This is a genomic window from Microvirga sp., from assembly GCF_014699075.1.
In the GTDB taxonomy this organism is placed as follows: Bacteria; Pseudomonadota; Alphaproteobacteria; order Rhizobiales; family Beijerinckiaceae; genus Microvirga.
Map to the genome: position 1 here is coordinate 82,938 of NZ_JACXAB010000005.1, position 19,302 is coordinate 102,239.

At 64.9% G+C, this 19,302-nt stretch carries 19 protein-coding genes; 6 read left to right on the top strand and 13 right to left on the bottom strand.

Annotated features, from left to right (window positions below):
- Positions 1-60: 60 nt before the first annotated feature.
- Positions 61-537, top strand: a complete 477-nt coding sequence (locus tag IC232_RS10020) for a nucleoside deaminase (RefSeq protein ID WP_246812141.1) — start codon at positions 61-63, stop codon at positions 535-537.
- Positions 538-555: 18 nt separating this feature from the next.
- Here IC232_RS10020 and IC232_RS10025 read toward each other — a convergent pair whose 3' ends face one another.
- The 6 genes from IC232_RS10025 to purD all read right to left on the bottom strand — a co-directional run bounded on the left by IC232_RS10025 (position 556) and on the right by purD (position 7,605).
- Positions 556-2,784, bottom strand: a complete 2,229-nt coding sequence (locus IC232_RS10025) for a calcium-binding protein (RefSeq protein WP_190844784.1) — start codon at positions 2,782-2,784, stop codon at positions 556-558.
- A 48-nt stretch (positions 2,785-2,832) separates the two neighbouring features.
- Positions 2,833-3,288, bottom strand: a complete 456-nt coding sequence (locus IC232_RS10030) for a hypothetical protein (RefSeq protein ID WP_190844785.1) — start codon at positions 3,286-3,288, stop codon at positions 2,833-2,835.
- A gap of 351 nt (positions 3,289-3,639) precedes the next feature.
- Positions 3,640-4,578 carry a YsnF/AvaK domain-containing protein gene (locus IC232_RS10035; protein ID WP_190844786.1) on the bottom strand — a complete coding sequence of 313 codons (939 nt, stop codon included), beginning with the start codon at positions 4,576-4,578 and terminating at the stop codon, positions 3,640-3,642.
- Between the two features lie 166 nt (positions 4,579-4,744).
- Positions 4,745-5,179: a YsnF/AvaK domain-containing protein gene (locus IC232_RS10040; protein WP_190844787.1), complete on the bottom strand. Its 435-nt coding sequence runs from the start codon at positions 5,177-5,179 to the stop codon at positions 4,745-4,747.
- 91 nt (positions 5,180-5,270) lie between these two features.
- Positions 5,271-6,179 carry an alpha/beta hydrolase gene (locus IC232_RS10045; RefSeq protein ID WP_190844788.1) on the bottom strand — a complete coding sequence of 303 codons (909 nt, stop codon included), beginning with the start codon at positions 6,177-6,179 and terminating at the stop codon, positions 5,271-5,273.
- 148 nt (positions 6,180-6,327) lie between these two features.
- A complete protein-coding gene (gene purD / locus IC232_RS10050; RefSeq protein ID WP_190844789.1) occupies positions 6,328-7,605 on the bottom strand; it encodes a phosphoribosylamine--glycine ligase in 1,278 nt (425 codons plus the stop codon).
- Positions 7,606-7,788: 183 nt separating this feature from the next.
- Between purD and xseA the strand changes: the two genes are divergently transcribed.
- Both xseA and IC232_RS10060 read left to right on the top strand, forming a co-directional pair.
- Positions 7,789-9,363 (top strand): exodeoxyribonuclease VII large subunit, encoded by a 1,575-nt coding sequence (gene xseA / locus IC232_RS10055; protein WP_190844790.1) that lies wholly within the window; start codon positions 7,789-7,791, stop codon positions 9,361-9,363.
- 186 nt (positions 9,364-9,549) lie between these two features.
- Positions 9,550-9,771, top strand: a complete 222-nt coding sequence (locus tag IC232_RS10060) for a DUF2093 domain-containing protein (RefSeq protein ID WP_190844791.1) — start codon at positions 9,550-9,552, stop codon at positions 9,769-9,771.
- Between the two features lie 8 nt (positions 9,772-9,779).
- On the opposite strand, the gene lpxK is transcribed toward IC232_RS10060, so the two are convergent.
- The 7 genes from lpxK to IC232_RS10095 all read right to left on the bottom strand — a co-directional run bounded on the left by lpxK (position 9,780) and on the right by IC232_RS10095 (position 15,441).
- On the bottom strand, positions 9,780-10,787 hold the full coding sequence (lpxK, locus tag IC232_RS10065) for a tetraacyldisaccharide 4'-kinase (protein WP_190844792.1): 1,008 nt from the start codon (positions 10,785-10,787) through the stop codon (positions 9,780-9,782).
- A complete protein-coding gene (locus IC232_RS10070; RefSeq protein ID WP_190844793.1) occupies positions 10,787-12,076 on the bottom strand; it encodes a 3-deoxy-D-manno-octulosonic acid transferase in 1,290 nt (429 codons plus the stop codon). The genes lpxK and IC232_RS10070 overlap by 1 nt, the downstream gene beginning before the upstream one ends.
- Complete coding sequence (locus IC232_RS10075) at positions 12,073-12,807, bottom strand: lysophospholipid acyltransferase family protein (protein ID WP_190844794.1); 735 nt, start codon at positions 12,805-12,807, stop codon at positions 12,073-12,075. The genes IC232_RS10070 and IC232_RS10075 overlap by 4 nt, the downstream gene beginning before the upstream one ends.
- 10 nt (positions 12,808-12,817) lie before the next feature.
- Positions 12,818-13,051, bottom strand: coding sequence for a DUF4170 domain-containing protein (locus IC232_RS10080; RefSeq protein WP_190844795.1), 234 nt, complete (start codon positions 13,049-13,051; stop codon positions 12,818-12,820).
- Positions 13,052-13,110: 59 nt separating this feature from the next.
- Positions 13,111-13,917 carry an inositol monophosphatase family protein gene (locus tag IC232_RS10085; RefSeq protein WP_190844796.1) on the bottom strand — a complete coding sequence of 269 codons (807 nt, stop codon included), beginning with the start codon at positions 13,915-13,917 and terminating at the stop codon, positions 13,111-13,113.
- Positions 13,918-14,022: 105 nt separating this feature from the next.
- Positions 14,023-14,952, bottom strand: a complete 930-nt coding sequence (gene ubiA, locus IC232_RS10090; protein WP_190844797.1) for a 4-hydroxybenzoate octaprenyltransferase — start codon at positions 14,950-14,952, stop codon at positions 14,023-14,025.
- An 18-nt stretch (positions 14,953-14,970) separates the two neighbouring features.
- Positions 14,971-15,441: a hypothetical protein gene (locus tag IC232_RS10095; RefSeq protein WP_190844798.1), complete on the bottom strand. Its 471-nt coding sequence runs from the start codon at positions 15,439-15,441 to the stop codon at positions 14,971-14,973.
- A 206-nt stretch (positions 15,442-15,647) separates the two neighbouring features.
- Here IC232_RS10095 and IC232_RS10100 point away from each other — a divergent pair, with 206 nt between their 5' ends.
- From IC232_RS10100 to IC232_RS10110, 3 genes are all read left to right on the top strand, one after another.
- The gene (locus IC232_RS10100; protein WP_190844799.1) at positions 15,648-16,394 is read left to right on the top strand and encodes a 16S rRNA (uracil(1498)-N(3))-methyltransferase; all 747 of its coding nucleotides are present in this window, start codon (positions 15,648-15,650) and stop codon (positions 16,392-16,394) included.
- A gap of 172 nt (positions 16,395-16,566) precedes the next feature.
- Complete coding sequence (locus tag IC232_RS10105; protein WP_190844800.1) at positions 16,567-17,706, top strand: carboxylate-amine ligase; 1,140 nt, start codon at positions 16,567-16,569, stop codon at positions 17,704-17,706.
- Between the two features lie 212 nt (positions 17,707-17,918).
- The gene (locus tag IC232_RS10110; RefSeq protein WP_190844801.1) at positions 17,919-19,289 is read left to right on the top strand and encodes a glutamate--cysteine ligase; all 1,371 of its coding nucleotides are present in this window, start codon (positions 17,919-17,921) and stop codon (positions 19,287-19,289) included.
- Positions 19,290-19,302: the final 13 nt, after the last annotated feature.

A 19,302-nucleotide genomic window follows, 5' to 3' on the forward strand; every position in this document is an offset into this window, starting at 1 on the left:
AGAGGTGCTCAAGAGAAGCGAGGGCCAAGGAATCAACGATAGCAATGGGACACGAGAGTGATGGACAACGCCGATCGCAAGCCGCTTGATCCGGGAGGGGCAGATCCCATGAGCGTGGCCTTCGACGAGGCCCGCGCCGCGGCAGCGCGCGGAGAGGTGCCGGTGGGGGCCGTTGTCGTCAAGGACGGGCGCATCATGGCTTCGAGCGGCAACCGCCCGCGGGAGCTGCGCGATCCTTCCGCCCATGCCGAGATGCTCGCCATCCGACTCGCCTGCGAGGCCCTCGACGACGAGCGTCTCTCCGGCTGCGATCTCTACGTGACGCTTGAGCCCTGCACCATGTGCGCCGGAGCGATCTCCTTCGCCCGCATCCGCCGGGTCTATTACGCCGCCCATGACCCGAAGGGCGGCGCGGTGGACAGCGGCGTGCGCTTCTTCGATCAGCCGACCTGCCACCACGCCCCGGAGGTCTATGGCGGCATCAGGGAAGGCGAGGCGGCCGCCTTGCTGCGGGAGTTCTTCGAAGGGAGGCGGTGAGGCGAGCCCGCCTCGATCTCAGATGACGAAGAAGTCGTGCCAGTAGAGCTTCGCCTTGTTGGTCAGCGTGGCGATCTTCACCTGAGCTGAACCGCCGGTGCCGTCCTTGTCGTAGTACAGCACGCCGGTTTTCTTGTTGTAGACGATCCGATCATGCGCATCCTGCGCACGCGAGGCTTCCACGAACATGTCGGCCTTGAACTTCACGCCCTTGGACGAGCCTTTCCCCAGCTTGATGAAAACCGCGTTATCCAGCTGAAGCGAGTCATGGCGCGAGGTGAAGTCATAGATCTTGTCCACGTTCGTGCTCTTGTTCGTGCGCGTATCGAAGACGAACGTGTCCTTGCCGGCCCCACCCCGCAGCTGATCGTTGCCCAACCCGCCGGAGAGCACGTCATTGCCCGACTCTGCCCGGATCACGTCGGCGCCGCCCTGGCCTTGGAGCCGGTTTCTGCCGCCATTGCCCAGGATCGTGTTGCCGTAGTCGGAGCCTGTCAGGTTCAGAGCAGTCGCAGCCGCAGCCGCGCTGGTCTGCAGCACCTCGACCTCCGCATCCGCCCGCAGGGCAAAGGACGCGACGGCGACCACAGTGTCGGATCCTCCGCCGGCCCCTTCGATCACCTGATTCGAGCCGGAGACCGTGTAGGTGTCGTTGCCGCCATGGCCGCTCAGCCAGGCCTGACCTGAGCCGAAGAAGCTGTCGGCGAAAGCCGAGCCGGACAAGCCTTCGATGCCGGTATAGACATCGCCGGCAGCCTCGCCTGCCGAGCCTCCCGACAGGCTCGCCGTCACGCCCGAGGCCGCATGCGCGAAGGACACGATGTCGAAACCCGACCCGCCGTCGATCATGTCCGCACCCGTATCGCCACGGATGAGATCGTCACCCCCGGCGCCAGCCAGCGTGTCGTTGCCCTGGCCACCATCGATGGTGTTCGCCGCGTTGTTGCCGATGATGCGATTGCCCAGGACATTGCCGGTGAGGCTGATCGCAGCTGTGCCGCTTCCGATCAGGGTCTCGATGTGATCGCCAAGGGTGAAGCCTACACTGCTCTCGACCGTGTCGAGTCCGCCATTTTCCACCTCGAAGACCCCATCGCCGGCGTCGTCCACCACATAGGTATCGTTGCCGGTGAAACCCACCATCGTGTAGGCTCCACGGCCGCCGTCGATCCGATTGGCGCCTGTGCTGCCCAGCAGCTGGTTGACCGCATTGTTGCCGGTGAGATTGGTGTCCGCCGAGCCGCCAACATTGAGCGCCTCCACGTTCGGCAGATCCGCGAGGCTGAAGCTGAACGTGGTCACGACAGTGTCGTGCCCTTCATTCGCCGCCTCTACGATCCGGTCTCCCGCGTCATCGACAACGTAGGAGTCGTTGCCTCGCCCGCCGCGCATGAGGTCGGCCCCGGTGCCGCCGTCCAGCCAGTCATCGCCGGCAAGGCCGTTGAGCGTATCATTGCCCGCAAGAGCATAGATCTGATCATCCCCGTTCGTACCGTTCAGGAGGTCGTTCTCATCCGTCCCGGTGATCGGCTCGGGAGGCCCACCCAGGCCGGCGTCGAAGATCTGCGCGTGGATATCGGCGAAGTCGACCGAGGCGGCGCTCTCGTCCTGCCACGCGACGACGAAGCGTCCATCGGCCAGCGTTGCGATTGCGGGGGAGGAGTGCGAGCCGTCTGTGGACGGATTGGCAATCATCTCGTCCGAAGCCCTGTTGCCGTCGGCATCGAAGGTGACGAGATGCACGTCTATATCCGGCCAGGCCGCATTGCGGTAGGCCACGGCGAAACCACCGCCTGGCAGGGGTGCAAGGGACGGGCTATCCAGGATTTCACCGGTGACTGACGTATCAACCGTCAACGCGCCGCCGATCTTGCTGCCGCTCTCCGAGAAGAGTTGCGCCTTGATGCTCGACACCGTGCTGCTGTTCTGGGATTTCATCTCCGTCCAGGCCACCACGAACCGGCCGTCCGACAGGGACACGACGACAGGCTGCTCCAGGGTGTTGCCGGTTTCGCTCGCTACCAGAAATTCGCCGGTGGCTTCCGGCCCATCATGGGGTAGGATGCGCGCGCGGATCGTGCGGACAGCCGGGTCGTCCGGGCTGCGGCTGCTGTCGGTGTAGACAACCACGAAACGGTCGTCACCGAGCCCCGCCACGCTGGGTGACGCCTGCGTCCGGTCCGTCGTGCCATTGGCCACGAAACGCGCATCGACGGGTTGGCCCGAGGCGTCGAACACCCTGGCCATGATGTCGTCCCGTGGCGGCGCAAAAGGATCGGATTGATTGGGGTCCTCTTAGGTGATGACGAAGCCGCCATTGCTCAGGGCCGCAATGGCAGGGTGAAGCTGCTCGCCCGCGGGAATGCCGTCATTCACCACCACAGGATCACCGTCCCGGGTCACATCCGGATTGAAGATCTGGGCCCGGATCTCCCGTCCGATCCCGGCCTCGCCATGGTTCACGTATTCCTGCCAGGTCACCACGAACCGGCCATCCGTCAGGACGGTTTCGGTCGGGTACTGGGGAGCGAGGTCGGCGCTGCCCGTCGCGATGATGAACTCGTCGCCGGTCTTCTCGCCGCTGCCGTCGAAAAGCTGGCCGCGCAGGCTGGTGGTCAGCCAGTCAGGGCTGACGGCGGCATAGAGGCTCACGAACCCGCCATCCTGAAGAGCCACCAGCTTCGGCTGGCTCTGCATCCCGGCAGGAACGTTGACGAGGATTTCAGGTCCCCAGGGTGCGGGTGTGGTCATGGTCAGCAACCGCTGGAGCGCGGCGTCCTAAAGGTATGGGTGGCGGATGCCCTCTCTTAGCCGTGCCGGCTCGCTGAGCCCCCCTCCATATGGAGAGTTGCGACGAGGTGACCTCGCCAAGCTTGCGGCGCATACATGATGCAGCGTTCGAATAGAGGACGATGCCATCGGCAATCGCATCCAGGTTTTCGACGAGCCCCATCGACCATCCGCCCCAAGGTCTATGCGGGCGTGTATGAGTGCGAGGTCGCCGCATTTACGCGGGAGTTCTTCGAGGGCAGGCGGTGAGAACCGCATGAAAAAAGCCCGGAACGTTCCGCCCCGGGCTTTGTTTCAGCTCATGGAGCCGAGTTAGCGGTTCTTGTCGGTGGTACCGGTGCGCGAGATGCCGGCGCTGCGCTCGTCGTCGACCTCCACCTCGGTCTTGCGGACTGTGTCGGAGACCGTTTCCGTGCGCTGGTCGGCATCCTTGCGCACCACCACTTCCTCGACCACGCGGGCTTCCTTCGAAACAACAGCTTCTTCAGCGCGCTCCTCCATCTCGATGGAGCGTTCGCGGAAGAGGTCGCCATCGTTCACCGAGCCGGTGCGCAGGGTGCCGTCGGCCGGACGGCGTTCGACGGACACGCGCTCTTCTCTAAGGGAAACCTGCTCCTGCACGGGACGCTCCGTCACGTGGGAGCGAATACGCACCCGGCCATGGCTGACCTCGCGCTTGCCCACATGCAGCTCTTCCTCGGCAATAGGAATTACCTCGTCGCGATCCGAGCTGCGGCCTTGAGCGTACAGGCTGTTGTCCTGAAGACTTTCGTGGTCGCGCATGGCGCTGCCTTCGGTCATGCCGGAGCCCAGCATGCCTGCCGACGTGGTGGCCGTGCCTCCCAGATCTGCAACGCCCGAACCCTGATGGCTCCAGCCTTCCGACCGCCAGGCATCCTGCCGCTCGTCGAGATCAAGAACATCATCGTCGTCAAGAATGTCGACCACGCGGTCAACCTCGTCGTCGTCACAGCGCACGGCGATGAGAGCGTGGCCGCGGCGCACGCCTTCCGCATAGGCGCGGGCATCATCGTGCGGCACGCCGTTCGTGGTCAGGTAGTTCTCGACACGGTCATGGTGCGATCCGCTGGAGCTCTCGTCGAAGCCGCTCGTGCCGTCCCAAGTACGATTGTTGCCGGAGGTGGTGAACAGGCAGATCTTGCCCTGCGAAATGCCCGATTGCTCCAGCTCGCTGATGATGGAAGAAGCTTGAGAGTCGCTGCCGAAGAGACAGGTTACAGTCTTGGCCATTGCACAAAATCTCCATGGGCCGCTAATGCGGCACGGTTGCTAAGCAGTTCGGTATTTCAGGATGCCTGTGCCAGATCGCTGGAAAGCATCGCGGCATCAGTCGCATTGACTTATCAATTGCTGCTCGTCGACTTCGTTCCTAAGGACAAGCTGCTCACGCGTGCTTTCATGTGTTGGAGCTCGTATCATCGTCGACGGATACACGCTCAACAATGGCGCGTTGCTTGCGAAGCTCCACCGGTGTCTCAACGTCTTCAATGGTCCTGCGCCTGTGAAGGTGCAGTTCTTCCTTCAGGACAAGACGCTTCTCGACGACAAGAACCTCCTCGAGGATAGGAATGATCGTCACGTCGTTCTCGGTGCGAACCTCGGGAGCGCGCTCTACGATCCGATCGATGGGAACGCGCGTCACCTCGACGGTCTCGCCTTCCAGCGTGGCCTTGACCAGTTCCGTCTCGACGTCGACGCTGGTCCGGACACGAACCTTGCCGGTTGTGACCTCTCGCTTGTCGAGGCGCAGCTCTTCTTCCGTGATGGGAATGATTTCAGTGTCGGACAATGAGTCCTGAGCGTTCGGCTGGTCCGAAATGTGCTTGGCCATGAAAGGGATCCCGTCTGCAGCGGTGAACGTGCCGCTTGCATGACAGGTTCCTCCCGCGACGGATGCAAAGACCGATGCAGAGTGTCAGGCTTCAGCTGAGCAGGAAGGCCTGCAGCGCCTCCAGGGTGGCGCTCGGATTTTCCTCTGCCACGAAGTGTCCGGACGACACGCCGATGCCGTTGGCCTTGGGTGCGAAGCTGCGGCGCCAGGTGTCGAGCGGCTTCTGCGCGTTCCCCATCGGGCCGCTCACGAGATAGAAGTCGCTCCAGATCACGTATGTCGGGCATGCAATCGTCTTGCCGGCGGCAAGGTCGGCCTCGTCTGCTTCGACGTCCTGGGTGGCGCCGGCCCGGTAATCCTCGCAGAAGGCGTGGATGCGAGTGGGCTCGTTGCAACTCTGCCAATAGGCTTCCAAGGCTCGATGATCGAAGGCGCCGAGGTCGCCTGCGGCGGACCATAGCCGCATCAGCCCTTCGAAGTAGGGGATCGGGTCGCGCCCGATCTCCTCCTCAGGCGTCGGATAGGCCTGGGAGAGATAGCCCCAATGCGCTTCCGGTATCGCGCCGGCCCGCATCTGCTCCCACACATGGTAGGTCGGCAGGATATCCAGCAGCGCGAGGCGCTCGACACGGCCTGGATGATCGAGCGCGAGCCGGTAGCCGACACGCGCGCCGCGATCATGCCCGATGACGGTGAAGTGCACGTGGCCCAGGGCTTCCATGACCTCGATCACATCGCGCCCCATCGAGCGCTTGCAGTAGGTCTCGTGCTTTGCATCCCCTTTGGGCGCCGTGGACCAGCCATAGCCGCGCAGATCCATGCAGACGACCGTGTGGGTCTCGGCGAGCGTCGGTGCCAGGTGGTGCCACATGGCGTGTGTCTGGGGAAAACCGTGCAGCAGCACCAGCGGCTTTCCGGTGCCCTTGCTGCGCGCGAAGATGCGCCCGACCTCGGTGTCGATCCAGTGGCTCTGGAAGCCGGGAAAGAGATCATCACTCATGGGCAGCCGCTCAGCGTTGTGGAATGGCCTCTAGGATAAGCTAGAGCGCAGGTTCGCAAAGTTGATGAGCCGGCGCTGGAAAATGAGGCGCAACCCGAACGAGGGAAAACTTACCTAACGTCATCAGTCAAGAGGGGTAGAGGCGTTTTCAACCCTGCTCACGCTCCACCGCCCGCCAGCCGATATCCCGGCGGCAGAAGCCCTCGGGCCAATCGACCCGGTCCACGGCCTCATAGGCCTTCCGCTGAGCCTCGGCGATGGTGGTGCCGAGAGCCGTCACGTTGAGCACCCGTCCCCCATTGGCGACGATCCGGCCGCCGTCCTGCTTCGTGCCGGCATGGAAGACGATCACGTCGTTGAGTTCCTCGGCCCTGTCGATGCCTTTGATCTCCGAGCCCTTCTCGACCGAGCCTGGGTAGCCTTTGGCGGCCATCACGACGGTGAGGGCTGCCGCATCGGACCATTGCAGGGAGATGCTGTTCAGCATGCCATCGCAGGCGGCGAGCAGGGCCGTCACAAGGTCGGATCTCAGGCGCGGCAGCAGCACCTGGGTTTCCGGATCGCCGAGGCGGGCATTGTATTCGATGAGCTGCGGCCCGTCCCCCGTGAGCATGAGCCCGGCATAGAGAATGCCCGTATAGGGCATGCCCCGCGCCTCCATGCCCGCGAGCGTGGGCTTGATGATCTCCCGCATGACCCGCGCCTGCAGGTCCGGCGTCAGCACGGCGGCGGGGGAATAGGCGCCCATGCCGCCGGTATTCGGGCCGCGGTCGCCGTCGAACACGCGCTTGTGGTCCTGGGCCGTGCCGAAGGGGATTGCCCAGGTGCCGTCGCAGAGGGCGAAGAAGCTCGCCTCCTCGCCTTCGAGAAAGGCCTCGATCACCACCTCGGCTCCGGCTGAACCGAGGCCGCCTCCGATCATCATGTCGATGGCGCCCTCCGCCTCCTCGAAGGATAGGGCCACCACCACGCCCTTTCCGGCGGCCAGGCCATCCGCCTTCACCACGATCGGCACGCCGTAGCTGCGCACATAGGTTTTCGCCGTCTCCGCATCGGTGAAGCGACGGTAAGCGGCGGTCGGGATGCCGAACTCGGCGCAGAGATCCTTGGTGAAGGCCTTGGAGCCTTCAAGCTGGGCGGCGGCCTTGCTCGGTCCGAATGCCTTGATGCCGGCGGCCCGCAGGTCGTCCACCAGCCCGGCCACAAGGGGCGCCTCAGGCCCGACGACCACGAAATCGACCTTCACCACCCGGCAGAAATCGATCACGGCGGGGTGGTCCGTCACGTCCAGCACCACGTTGGTGCCATACTGTGCTGTACCCGGATTGCCGGGAGCGATCAGGAGCTTGTCGCAGAGCGCGCTCGCCTGAAGGCTGCGGGCCAGGGCATGCTCCCGTCCGCCGGAACCGATGAGAAGAATGTTCATGGCTTGCCTCCTGATGACGCCTGGGCTCATAGCGGCTCCCGGTCTTTTCGCCTACCCGGAAACAGCGTAGCCCAGGCTCTTTCAACGGGCGCGGCGAAATGCTCAGGGGATAGCGGGCCGTTGTCGCCGCCTGTTGCGTCCGCGCCCTTGGCAGACCCCATGAGGGCGGATTAGGTTCACGTCATGTTCGCAGACAAAGCCCCCTCGAATGCCCAGGAATGGTCGGTCTCCGATCTCGCGGGCGCCCTCAAGCGCACCCTGGAGGACGCGTTCGGCCATGTGCGCCTGCGGGGCGAGGTGTCGGGCTATCGCGGGCCGCATTCGTCGGGCCATGCTTATTTCTGCATCAAGGACCAGAATGCCCGCATCGATGCGGTGATCTGGAAGGGGGCTTTTTCCAAGCTGAGGATCCGGCCCGAGGAGGGGATGGAGGTCATCGCCACCGGGCGCATCACCACCTTCCCGGGCTCGTCCAAGTACCAGATCGTCGTCGAGAGCCTGGAGCCCGCCGGCATCGGCGCCCTCATGGCACTTCTGGAGGAGCGCCGCCGGAAACTCAACGCCGAGGGGCTGTTCGCCCCCGAGCGCAAGCGGCGCCTGCCGTTCCTGCCGCAGGTGGTCGGCGTCGTCACCTCGCCGACCGGCGCGGTGATCCGCGACATCCTCCACCGGTTGGAGGACCGCTTTCCGCGCCGGGTGCTGGTGTGGCCGGTGCGGGTGCAGGGCGAGACCTGCGCGGCGGAGGTCGCCGCCGCTATCCGGGGCTTCAACGCACTTGAACCCGGCGGGCGGATTCCTCGCCCCGATGTGCTCATCGTCGCCCGTGGCGGCGGGTCCATCGAGGATTTGTGGGGCTTCAACGAGGAGATCGTGGTCCGCGCCGCGGCCGAGAGCGACATCCCGCTCGTCTCTGCGGTCGGCCACGAGACCGACACGACCCTCATCGACCATGCCGCCGACGTTCGTGCGCCGACGCCCACGGGCGCAGCCGAGATGGTGGTGCCGGTGCGCGTCGAGCTCATGGCCGCCGTCAACGACCTCTCCCGCCGTCATGTGGAAGCGGCGCTGCGGCTCGTCGAGCGGCGGCGCTCGGACCTGCGCGCCACCACCCGGGCCATGCCCAGCGCAGAAGCGCTGTTCTCGCCCAAGCGCCAGCGGCTCGATCTGGCAGCCACCAAGCTCTATCCGGCGCTCTCCCGCAATGCCCGCGGCCACGAGGAGCGGTTGCTCAAGGTGGCGCGCCAGCTCGCCCATGTGTCGCCGGTGGCGAACGTGGCCCGCATGCGTGCCCGCCTCGATGCAGTGGGGCCGCGCCCCCACAATGCGGTCTGCCGGTCCATTCTGCTGCGCGAGGAGAGCCTCAAGCAGATCGGCCGGCGTCTCGTCGTTTCGCGCGAGACCCTGCTGCGCACCGAGCGGACGCGGCTCGCACAGGCTTCCGAGACCGCCCAGCGGGTGGCCGAACGGCTTGGGCCCGCTCTGCAGGGCCAGCTCGCCCGCAAGGCCGACCGGTTGGAGGCGGTAACCAAGCTCTTCGACAGCCTGAGCTACAAGTCGGTGCTCAAGCGTGGCTTCGCGCTCGTGCGCGATGCGGAAGGACGGCCCATGAACTCCGCCGAGGCGGTGCATGACGGTCAGGCGCTGGTGCTCGAATTCGCCGACGGCAAGGCGGATGCCACCGGCGGGCGCTTCGGCTCACGGCCGAGACCTGCAAAGCCGAGGATCGTGGCGGTGGAGGAGCAGGGCGCCTTGTTCTGAGTGAATCATCGGACTCAATCCCAAAAAGTGGATTCCACTTTTTGGGATTGAGTCCGATGCATCCTTCTTGAATGAGAGCATCGTTGCACGCGGCCCGCTGGGTCCGCACGATGCTCTAATGTTGGCAATCTGCCGGCGCAGCGCTTATGTGAGGGGTAAGCGCAACGCAATCTGTCGATGTCCTTCATGTTGAACAAGTTCGAACGCAGCGGCGGCGAAGCCGTCGTGCAATATCTCGACAGCAATCTTCGGGTGGTGAAGCCCGGGGCTTATGTGCGCTGCGCGGTGACGGGGGCCGAGATCCCCCTGGACGAGCTGAAGTACTGGAGCGTCGAGCACCAGGAGCCCTATGCCTCCCCCGAGGCCGTGATGATGCGCATCACGGGGCAAGCCGCACCCAGGAAATAGGCTGCGCTTCAAACGATGCGCAGGCGGCGCTCGTTGATGCGCCGCATGAGAAGGTTGCGAAGGCCCACCTCATTCTCGATCCGCAGCCGCACCGGCAGTGCCATCAGTTCAGGCCACGCTGCCGAAGCGTCCGTAATCCGCACAAGATCCTTTTCCGTCGTCACCGGCAGGAGCCCAAGCTTCTCGGCCTCCTGCCGCAAGGCCGTCACCTCCTCCGGCTTGAAGGAATGGTGGTCCGGAAAGGCATGGGACACATCCACGATGGCCCCGCAGGCATGCAGGGTGTCGAAGAACTTCTCCGGCCGCCCGATACCAGCGAACGCCATGACCCTCCGGCCCTTTAGCGCCTCGGCGGCTTCCGGCGACGGCTCGAGCGATGCAGTGAAGACGCGTTTGCCGTGTTCGTCAGCCTCCAGGGCAACCTGCCGTCCCGGCTCACCGTCCCCGATTACCAGAACGGCGTCGACCAGAGGCCATTGAGCCCTCATGGGTGCCCGCAGCGGCCCGGCCGGCAGTTGCAGGCCGTTGCCGATGCCCGTGGCGCCGTCGACCACCGCGATGGCGCAGTCCTTGATCAGAGACGGGTTCTGAAGCCCGTCATCCATGACGACCACCGTCGCGCCGATCTCATAGGCGAGCCGCGCTCCGGCAGGTCGGGAGCGGGACACGATGGTTCGGGCGGTGCGGGACAGAAGAACTGGCTCGTCGCCCACATCGGCAGCCCCGTGCTGCGGCTGGACCCGGACCGGGCCGGCCAGACGACCGCCGTAGCCCCGGGATAGAAAGATCGGATTCTCGCCTGCGCCGTCTAGGATGTCCGCAATGGCGATGGCCGTGGGGGTCTTGCCGGCGCCGCCCGCCGTGAAGTTGCCGATGCAGATGACGGGCAGTTCCACCTGCTCGCCGCGCCGCTTCATCCGACTTGCCGCAACGGAACCATAGATCAGGCCGACCGGGCGCAGCAGGTTCGCCTGCAGTGAAGGAGAGGGTTGCCACCAGAAGCGTGGCGCGCGCATCAGCGGCGGGCTCCCAGCTTGGCCTGCACGATGAAGGGCTCGACGGATTGCATGGTGCGGTCCACAGCGCCGCCCAGCGCCTGCACCGCGTCGCCGGCGGCGCGGGCCATGTCACGGGTCAGGGCGGCGTTGCCAAGCATTTCGCTCACCGCCCGCGCAAGGGTGTTGCTGTCCTTCACCATCAGGGCCCCGCGAGACCGGTCGAGCGCGTCGTAGATCTCCAAGGCCGAATGAACATGGGGCCCGTGCAGGATGGCGGCTCCCAGCTTGGCAGGTTCAATCGGGTTGTGCCCGCCGACCGGCACGAGGGTTCCCCCCATGAGGACGATAGGAGAAAGCCGGTAGAACAGCCCCATCTCGCCTATCGTGTCGATCACATAGACATCCGTCGCCCGGTCGGGATGCATCCCTTGCGAGCGGCGGCCAGCCCGCAAACCTGCCTGGCCTGCGAGGGCGGCCACTTCAGGCCCCCGGTGCGGATGGCGGGGAGCAATGATCGTCAGGAGATGGGGGTGGCGCTTCGCTAGGGCGCTGTGAACGGCGATGATGGCGCTTTCCTCACCCTGGTGAGTGCTGGCGGCAAGCCACACAGGGCGGCCTGCGATCAGCCCCGAGAGCTGCGCCACCACGCGCGGATCGGCGGGCGGCGGGGCTGCGTCGAACTTGATGTTGCCGGTCACGACCACGCGGGGAGCGCCGAGCCGCGCCAGCCGCTCCGCATCCTCGGCGGTTTGGGTCAGGCACAGGGCGAAGCGTTCCAGCAGGCCCCGGATGATGCCGGGCATCTTCTGCCAGCGCTGGTAGGAGCGGTCCGACATGCGGCCGTTGACCATGACGAGCGGGATGTCCCGCTCCGAGAGCGCCATGATCGTGTTGGGCCAGATTTCCGATTCAGCGATGAGGGCCAAGTCCGGCTGCCAGTGATCCAGGAAGCGCCTTATATAACGTGGCACATCCAGCGGCACAAACTGATGCACGGCGCCGGGTGGGAGCCGCCGGGCGATGAGGCCGGCCGAGGTCTTGGTTCCCGACGTCACCAGAACCGCGAGCCCGCGTTGCGTCATGCGCTCCACCACCGGCAGGAGGGACAGGGTCTCGCCGATGCTGGCCCCATGGACCCAGATGAGGTGGCCCTTGGGCCGCTGCCTGCTCGGGTGACCCTGGCGCTCGCCAAGACGGGTCTTGTCCTCGCGGCCCTTGCGCTGGCGCCAGTAGAGAAGACCCAGAACGGCGGGCTCCAGGATGGACACGACGGTCCGGTAGGTCCGGAAGGTGAGCGGCAGCCTCATGCCCGGGAGCCTTCCGCAAGCATGGGACTGGCCTTGGCTCCCGGATCCCGGGAGCCGACCAGCGCATAGGCGCGCTCGTGCACCCGGTCCAACTCCTGCTCGACGCTCTGCCGCAGGCGTTCAAGAGCATGATCGTCCGCATCTCTCGGCACCGGGACGGGCTCGCCCATCACGATGGCGCCGCGGCCGAAGGGGAGGCCGATGCTGGCCCGGTCCCAGCTCTTGAAGTCGATGCGGCGGCTGGTGACCACGGCCACGGGCACGATCGGCCGCCCGGACAGCTGCGCCAGGGTGACGATGCCTAGGCCGCACACACGGGAGATCTTCGGGATGTCGGCGGTCATCACCACCATCTCGCCTTCGCTTAAAGCCCGCAGCATGGCGCGCAGGGCCTGGGCGCCGCCCTTCTTGCGGATGTCGCGGCCGCGCGCGCCCGAGCCGCGGATCGCCCGCACGCCTAAGTGGCGCAGGGCGATGGCGTTGAACTCGCCGTCGCCGGAGCGGGAGACGAGGCTCGCCGCCCGGTCCTGCGGCCGCTTGGCGAAGTGGATCATGAAATGCTGCCCATGCCACATGGCGGCGATCACGGGCATCTCGATCCGGTCATAGGCATCCGCCGGCTCCATGACAAACCGGTTCGTGCGCTGCACGAGCTTGAGGTAGCCGGCTACGAGGAAGCCCATGGCCTCCTGCACCGCACGGGAGCGGGTGATGCGCTTGACGAGACCCATCGTGCCCGGGTCAGCCCTGCTGCGGATCCAGCAGGCGATGCAGGTGGACGATGAAGTAGCGCATCTGCGCGTTGTCCACGGTGGCCTGCGCCTTGGCTTTCCAGGCCGCATGGGCCGAAGCGTAGTTCGGGAAGACTCCGACGATTTCGAGTTTGGACAGGTCCTTGAACTCGGTGGATTCGAGGCTGGTGAGCTCGCCGCCGAAAACCAGATGCAGGAGCTGCTTGCCAGGCGTGTCGGTCATGGTGATAGGGCTCTTGTGTCGAGGGTTGTAACGATGAGGCTTGAGGAGCCAGAGATGCTTCAGGCTCTCATGGCTCCAATAGCACGAGGATGCAACCGTGACGCAACGGCAATCATCTCTGAGTGAGAAGGGCTGGGCTTGTTATAGACCGGCACCGAACCGTCTAGGTCGGTCAGGCGACCGCCTGCCTCCTGCAGGATGAGATCGGCAGCGGCGATATCCCAATCCTGGGAATGAGCCGACACGAGGCCCACATCGATGGAGCCGTCCGCCACCCGGGCGAGCCTGAGGGCCAGCGACGGAACCTTGGGCAGGCGCTCGACGGGATTGATCTGCCGCTCAAGCCGGTCGACGAGGGGCTTGGGACCTGCCACCCGGACCGCGCCCGAAAAAGTCTCCGTTTCGGGCAGCCGCAGCCTTACGCCATTGCTCCACGCGCCTTCGCCGAGCCTTGCTTCATAAAGACGATCATGGATCGGGGCATGCAGGATTCCGAGAACGGGCTTGCCGTCCTGCACCAGAGCAATGGAAATCGCCCAGTCCGGATGGCCCGAGGCGAAGGCCCGGGTGCCGTCGATGGGATCGACGATCCACACATAGCGTCGCCCGAGCCGCGCCGGATCGTCGATTGTTTCCTCGGAAAGCCAACCGGCTTCAGGAAGCAGTTCGGAGAGCTGGCCCTTCAAGTAGGTGTCGAGGGCGATATCTGCCTCGGTAACCGGGGAAGACCCGCCTTTGTACCACAGCTTGGCGGTACTCTGCGCGCCGGCGCGGAAATAGGGCACGGCCAGATCTCCTGCACGGCGGGCGGCATCGCGCACTGCCGGAGCAAGGGACGACAGGGAAAGGGGAGAAGGGGACAGCATCGAACCTGAGATGGGAACGCCGGGGCGGAGATACCATATCTCACGCACCGTTCCCGGCCTTTTCCCGAGCGATAGGGACGATGTCTTAAAACGGTCTTGAGAGATCTAAATCAGGCAGTCCAAGGTCATGGCCATGAACAGGATCAGGCCTGCATCGCGGTTCGACCGGAAAAGCCGCAATGCGCCGGCGCCATCGTGGCGGTCGAGGCGCATGACCTGCCACCCCAGATGGAGGGCGAACAGGCCCAAGCCTCCAAAGGAGACGAGCCCCGCGCCAGCCTGCATGAATGCGGCGGCCAGAAAGATCACGGTGAGGGCGTAGCAGATGCCGACGCCCTGCTTCACCTGCTCGCCGAAGAAGCGGGCGGAGGACTTGATCCCAACCACCTCGTCATCCTCGATATCCTGCAGGGCATAGATTGTGTCATAGCCCACCACCCAAGCGATGCTGCCGAGATAAAGGAGAATGGGAGCCCAGTCCAAGGAACCGAAGGCGGCGGCCCACCCCATCAGGGCTCCCCAGGCGAAGGCGAGACCCAGCACGATCTGCGGCATCCAGAAGAAGCGCTTCATGAAGGGGTAGAGGGCGACCACGCCGAGAGACGCGAAGCCCGTGGCGATGGCGAAGCCGTTGAACTGCAGCAGAACCAGAAGGCCGACGAGGCCCTGGAGGACGAGGAAAGCCAGGGCACTCTTGAGCGCGATCTGGCCTGAGGGGAGGGGACGCTGGCGGGTCCGCTCGACCTTTGTGTCGAGATCCCGGTCGACGATGTCGTTGTAGGTGCAGCCTGCCCCGCGCATGGCCACAGCGCCGATCAGGAAGAGCCCGCAATGGAAAGGATCGGGCCAGGACTGGCCGGCGTTGAGAGCCGCGAGCCCCGCCGACCACCAGCAGGGCAGGAGCAGCAGCCACCAGCCGATGGGGCGCTCGATCCGGGCGAGGCGCAGGTATGGCTTGAGCGAGGGTGGCGCCCACCGCTCGGCCCAATGCCCCCTGACGGCATCGGGCAGGGAAGGCGCGGCCGGGCGGTCCATAGTGCTCAAGGATTCAGATTAGAGGGCGCCCTTCGGAACGCTGAGGGTGCCGGTCAGGCCGCCGCCCATCTTGCCGGCCAGGCCGCCCTGCTGGGCTTGCTGGGCCTGCTGCTTGGCGCGCTTTTCCATCTCGGCCATCTTGGCGGCGGCCCCGCAGGCTTCGCCTTTGACCTTCTGAATCTGCTTGTGCTGCTGCGCGAAGCCTTCCAGAGCCTGATCGGGGATCTGACACCAATCCTTGTTGTCGGTCATCCATTTCTGACCGGCCTCGCCATTGGCAGCCAGCTTTGTAAAGATCGTGCAGGCAGAGCGAGCATCTATCTTTTTGCCGCCCTGGCTTAGCTTCCCGATCTGGTCGCTGAGGCTCCGGCGCTCAGCCATGATCTTCTGCCCGTCCTGGCAGGCGCTCGACTGCGCGAAGGCAGGAGCGCTCATGAAGAAGCCCGCAACGGCCACCGCAGCCAGAAGATGCGAACGGATATGCGTCATGCCAATATTCCCTCAAAAAGCGTGCGACGTCTCGCATGCCTGCGCTCTGTTATCAGGTGAAGGGCCAAGAAGCCAAGAGGCGAATGGTCGCCTCGGCCTCAAGCTGTGCCATATGACACCTGAATTTCCCGTGACCAAAGCGGCCACCCCTCTCCCTGGGGACAGAGGAAGTTGATACAGCGTAGGCGGCTCAGCGCAAGGTCATCATGGCTGAATACGATTTCAACGCTCCCCGTCTCTTCGTCGACGCACCCCTCCAGGCCGGCGCCAGGATCGGGCTCGACCGGGGGCAGGCCAATTACCTGCTGAATGTCCTGCGCCTGAAGAGCGAGGACCCGGTCCTGATCTTCAACGGCCGGGACGGGGAATGGCGCGCCGAGGTCGCGGTGGAAGGCCGCAAGGCCGCCGATCTCGTCTGTGTGGAGCGGGTTCGCGAGCAGAGCGCTGCACCCGACATCATCTATGCCTTCGCGCCCCTCAAGCACGCCCGTCTCGACTACATGGTTCAGAAGGCCGTGGAGATGGGGGCGGGCATTCTCCAGCCCGTCCTGACGCAACGGACCCAGAGCTCGCGGGTCAACCTGGACCGGATGCGCAGCAACGCCGTCGAGGCCGCCGAGCAATGCGGGATCCTGTCGATCCCGGAGGTGCGCGAGGAACGGGCTTTAGAGCGCTTTCTCAAGGACTTGGAGACGGAGCGCCTGGTGATCTTCTGCGATGAGGACGCGCCTGTTTCGAACCCAGTTGAGGCCCTGGCCAAGCTTGGGAACAATCAAGCTGGTCTGGTTGTTATTGTGGGACCCGAAGGAGGGTTCACCGATCAGGAGAGAGCGCTTGTCGCTGCCCACGAAAGATGTGTTTGCGTATCGTTGGGACCCCGAATCCTGCGTGCCGACACAGCCGCTGTGGCCGCACTGGCAATCGTTCAGTCCGTGCTCGGCGATTGGCACTGATCTCGTCGTCCGACGACGGCTCAAGCCGATCCGCCTCTAGCTTCAAAAGCTTAGCAGTTTCACGCCGATCCGCCCCATTCTGGCCCAATTGAGCCGGAGTTTGGGCCTGTCGGCGTAGGCCGATCCGCCTGTGCAAGGGTCATTTCTAAAGAATAATGAAGGACACGAGGAAATGAGCTGGGATTTCAAGTTCGGCATCGAGGAAGAGTACTTCGTCAACGATGCGCCCAGACGGGATATCGCCAAAGGCAGGATCAAGGAGTTCTTCGCCGCCTGCCGGGATCGGGTTTCAGGTGATATCCAGCCCGAGATGCTGGAGCCGCAGATCGAGATCGCCACCAAGCCCTCCCTGGAGCTGGCCGATGCCCGTGCCCAGCTGGCTGGCCTGAGGTCTTCGGTCGGGGCCGTCGCCCGTAGCTTCAACCTGTCCATCATGGCCTCCGGCACCCATCCGCTCGCCGTGTGGTCGCGCGTGCGCCCAACCGCTCAGCCGCGCTATGGCAAGGTCATGCACGACCTGCAGATGCTCGGGAGCCGCAACGTGCTGTGCGGCATGCACGTCCATGTGGAGGTGCCGGATCTCGGCATGCGCGTGGACATCATGAATCGGATTCAGCCCTACCTGCCGTTGCTGCTCGCGCTCTCCACCTCCTCGCCCTTCTGGCAGGCGCAGCGGACGGGCCTCCTCGGCTACCGGCTGGCGGCCTACCGTGAACTGCCGCGCACCGGATTCCCGGACCTGTTCGAGGACGAGCAGGACTACAAGCGCTACATCGACACGCTGGTGGCCGCCCGGGCCATCGAGAATTCCAGCTATGTCTGGTGGGTGATCCGGCCGTCGCTCAAGCATCCGACCCTGGAGCTGCGCGTGGCCGACAGCTGCACGAGGGTCGACGACACCATCGCGATTGCGGCCCTCTATCGCTGTCTCGTGCGCCGCCTGAGCCTCGACAAGAATCTCAATGCCGGCCAGACCGGCGCGTCGCGCGCCATCAACGACGAGAACGGCTGGCGCGCCCAGCGCTACGGCATCCACGGGAGCTTCGTCGACGAGAAGACCCGCATGGCTAAACCGGTGCGCGAACTCCTCGACGAGACCCTGGATCTGGTAGCCGAGGATGCCAAGGAGCTCGGCTGCCAGCGGGAACTCGATCTCGCCCGCTGGATCGTCGCCCGCGGCACCAGTGCCGACCATCAGCTGACGCTATACACCGAAGCGGTCGGCCGTGGCCTGTCGAATCGGGATGCGCTCGCCGGTGTGGTCGACTGGCTCAGCGCTGAAACGACGGGGGAGCCGGCGTTCCGGCATTGATGAGGGGCATCGTGCGGCCTGGTTCCGCGATGCGCCAGCTATGGATTGAGCATCGGACCGCTCCCAAAAGTGCAAGTCCACTTTTGGGGCCGATGCCCCAGCCCTCATCGTTTTGTGCATGGGTCCCGCATTGCACCTTGGCGTTAAGCCCCTTATGGAGTTCCGACGCTTAAGTCGGCGCGCCTTGAACGCGCTTATTGATGAGGTGATGCATGGCGCGGGACGTATCCGATACGACCCCCATTGGTGCGCGGTCGGAACTCGTGGAGTGGATTGCCTCCGGCGAGAAGCCGCGTGAGTTGTGGCGGCTCGGCACCGAGCACGAGAAGGTTCCTTTCTACAGAGCTGACCTGTCGCCGGTTCCCTATGACGGCGACCGGGGCATTCGTGCGCTGCTGGAAGGCATGCAGGAGCGCACCGGCTGGGCTCCGATTATGGAGGGCGGCCATCCCATCGGCCTTGCCGACGACCGGGATGGCGGTGCGATCTCGCTGGAGCCCGGCGGGCAGTTCGAGCTGTCAGGTGCCCCGCTTGCCAACCTCCATGAGACGGCTCGTGAGACGGCGCAGCATCTCGCCGACGCGAAGGCCGTGGGCGACAAGCTCGGCATCGGCTTTCTCACGCTGGGCATGAGCCCGCTCTGGACACGGGCCGAGACGCCCGTGATGCCCAAGGCCCGCTATCGCATCATGACGAACTACATGCCGAAGGTGGGCTCGCTTGGTCTCGACATGATGTACCGCACGTCCACCGTGCAGGTGAACATGGATTACGCCTCCGAGGCCGACATGGTGAAGAAGCTGCGCGTATCCCTGGCGCTGCAGCCGATTGCGACCGCAATCTTCGCCAACTCGCCTTTCACGGACGGCAAGCCCAACGGCTACCTGTCCATGCGCTCCAACATCTGGCTCGACACAGACAGGAACCGCACGGGCATGATGGCCTTCGCCTTCGACGAGGGCTTCGGCTACGAGCGTTATGTGGACTGGGCGCTCGACGTGCCGATGTATTTCGTCAAGCGCGGCTCGACCTATCACGATGTGGCGGGAGCCTCCTTCCGCGATCTGTTCGCCGGCAAGCTCGCGCAGCTGCCGGGCGAGCGCGCCACGCACTCGGATTGGGCGAACCACGTCTCGACCCTGTTCCCGGAAGTGCGCCTCAAGCGCTATCTGGAGATGCGCGGCGCGGATGTGGGCAACCTCGAGCACATCGTGGCGCTTTCGGCCTTCTGGACCGGCATCCTCTACGACGAGGAGGCCCTTGATGGCGCCTGGGAACTGGTGAAGGCGTGGAGTGCGGAGCAGCGCGAGCAATTGCGCGCCGAGGTGCCGAAGCTGGCCCTCAAGGCCAGCATCGCCGGCCGCTCCTCCCAGGATGTCGCCCGGGACGCCCTGGCCCTCTCACGAGCAGGTCTCCAGCGCCGCGCCTGTCGCGATCAAATGGGACATGATGAAACCCGTCATCTCGCCTATGCGGAGGAGATCGTTGCTTCAGGCCGCACGCAGGCTGAGCGACTGCTGGAACGCTATCACGGCGCTTGGAGCGGTTCGGTGAAGCCTGCCTTCAGCGAGAATGTGTTCTGATCGAGGAGGCCTG

Bases quoted from the DNA above. Each gene is read 5' to 3' on its own strand.
- IC232_RS10045 (WP_190844788.1), bottom strand. From the start codon at position 6,179: ATGAGTGATGATCTCTTTCCCGGCTTCCAGAGCCACTGGATCGACACC.
- IC232_RS10035 (WP_190844786.1), bottom strand. From the start codon at position 4,578: ATGGCCAAGACTGTAACCTGTCTCTTCGGCAGCGACTCTCAAGCTTCT.
- IC232_RS10110 (WP_190844801.1), top strand. From the start codon at position 17,919: ATGGCGCGGGACGTATCCGATACGACCCCCATTGGTGCGCGGTCGGAA.
- IC232_RS10020 (WP_246812141.1), top strand. From the start codon at position 61: ATGGACAACGCCGATCGCAAGCCGCTTGATCCGGGAGGGGCAGATCCC.
- lpxK (WP_190844792.1), bottom strand. From the start codon at position 10,787: ATGCGCGCGCCACGCTTCTGGTGGCAACCCTCTCCTTCACTGCAGGCG.
- IC232_RS10080 (WP_190844795.1), bottom strand. From the start codon at position 13,051: ATGACCGACACGCCTGGCAAGCAGCTCCTGCATCTGGTTTTCGGCGGC.
- ubiA (WP_190844797.1), bottom strand. From the start codon at position 14,952: ATGGACCGCCCGGCCGCGCCTTCCCTGCCCGATGCCGTCAGGGGGCAT.
- IC232_RS10070 (WP_190844793.1), bottom strand. From the start codon at position 12,076: ATGAGGCTGCCGCTCACCTTCCGGACCTACCGGACCGTCGTGTCCATC.
- xseA (WP_190844790.1), top strand. From the start codon at position 7,789: ATGTTCGCAGACAAAGCCCCCTCGAATGCCCAGGAATGGTCGGTCTCC.
- IC232_RS10100 (WP_190844799.1), top strand. From the start codon at position 15,648: ATGGCTGAATACGATTTCAACGCTCCCCGTCTCTTCGTCGACGCACCC.
- IC232_RS10105 (WP_190844800.1), top strand. From the start codon at position 16,567: ATGAGCTGGGATTTCAAGTTCGGCATCGAGGAAGAGTACTTCGTCAAC.
- IC232_RS10040 (WP_190844787.1), bottom strand. From the start codon at position 5,179: ATGGCCAAGCACATTTCGGACCAGCCGAACGCTCAGGACTCATTGTCC.
- IC232_RS10025 (WP_190844784.1), bottom strand. From the start codon at position 2,784: ATGGCCAGGGTGTTCGACGCCTCGGGCCAACCCGTCGATGCGCGTTTC.
- IC232_RS10075 (WP_190844794.1), bottom strand. From the start codon at position 12,807: ATGGGTCTCGTCAAGCGCATCACCCGCTCCCGTGCGGTGCAGGAGGCC.
- IC232_RS10085 (WP_190844796.1), bottom strand. From the start codon at position 13,917: ATGCTGTCCCCTTCTCCCCTTTCCCTGTCGTCCCTTGCTCCGGCAGTG.
- purD (WP_190844789.1), bottom strand. From the start codon at position 7,605: ATGAACATTCTTCTCATCGGTTCCGGCGGACGGGAGCATGCCCTGGCC.
- IC232_RS10060 (WP_190844791.1), top strand. From the start codon at position 9,550: ATGTTGAACAAGTTCGAACGCAGCGGCGGCGAAGCCGTCGTGCAATAT.
- IC232_RS10095 (WP_190844798.1), bottom strand. From the start codon at position 15,441: ATGACGCATATCCGTTCGCATCTTCTGGCTGCGGTGGCCGTTGCGGGC.
- IC232_RS10030 (WP_190844785.1), bottom strand. From the start codon at position 3,288: ATGACCACACCCGCACCCTGGGGACCTGAAATCCTCGTCAACGTTCCT.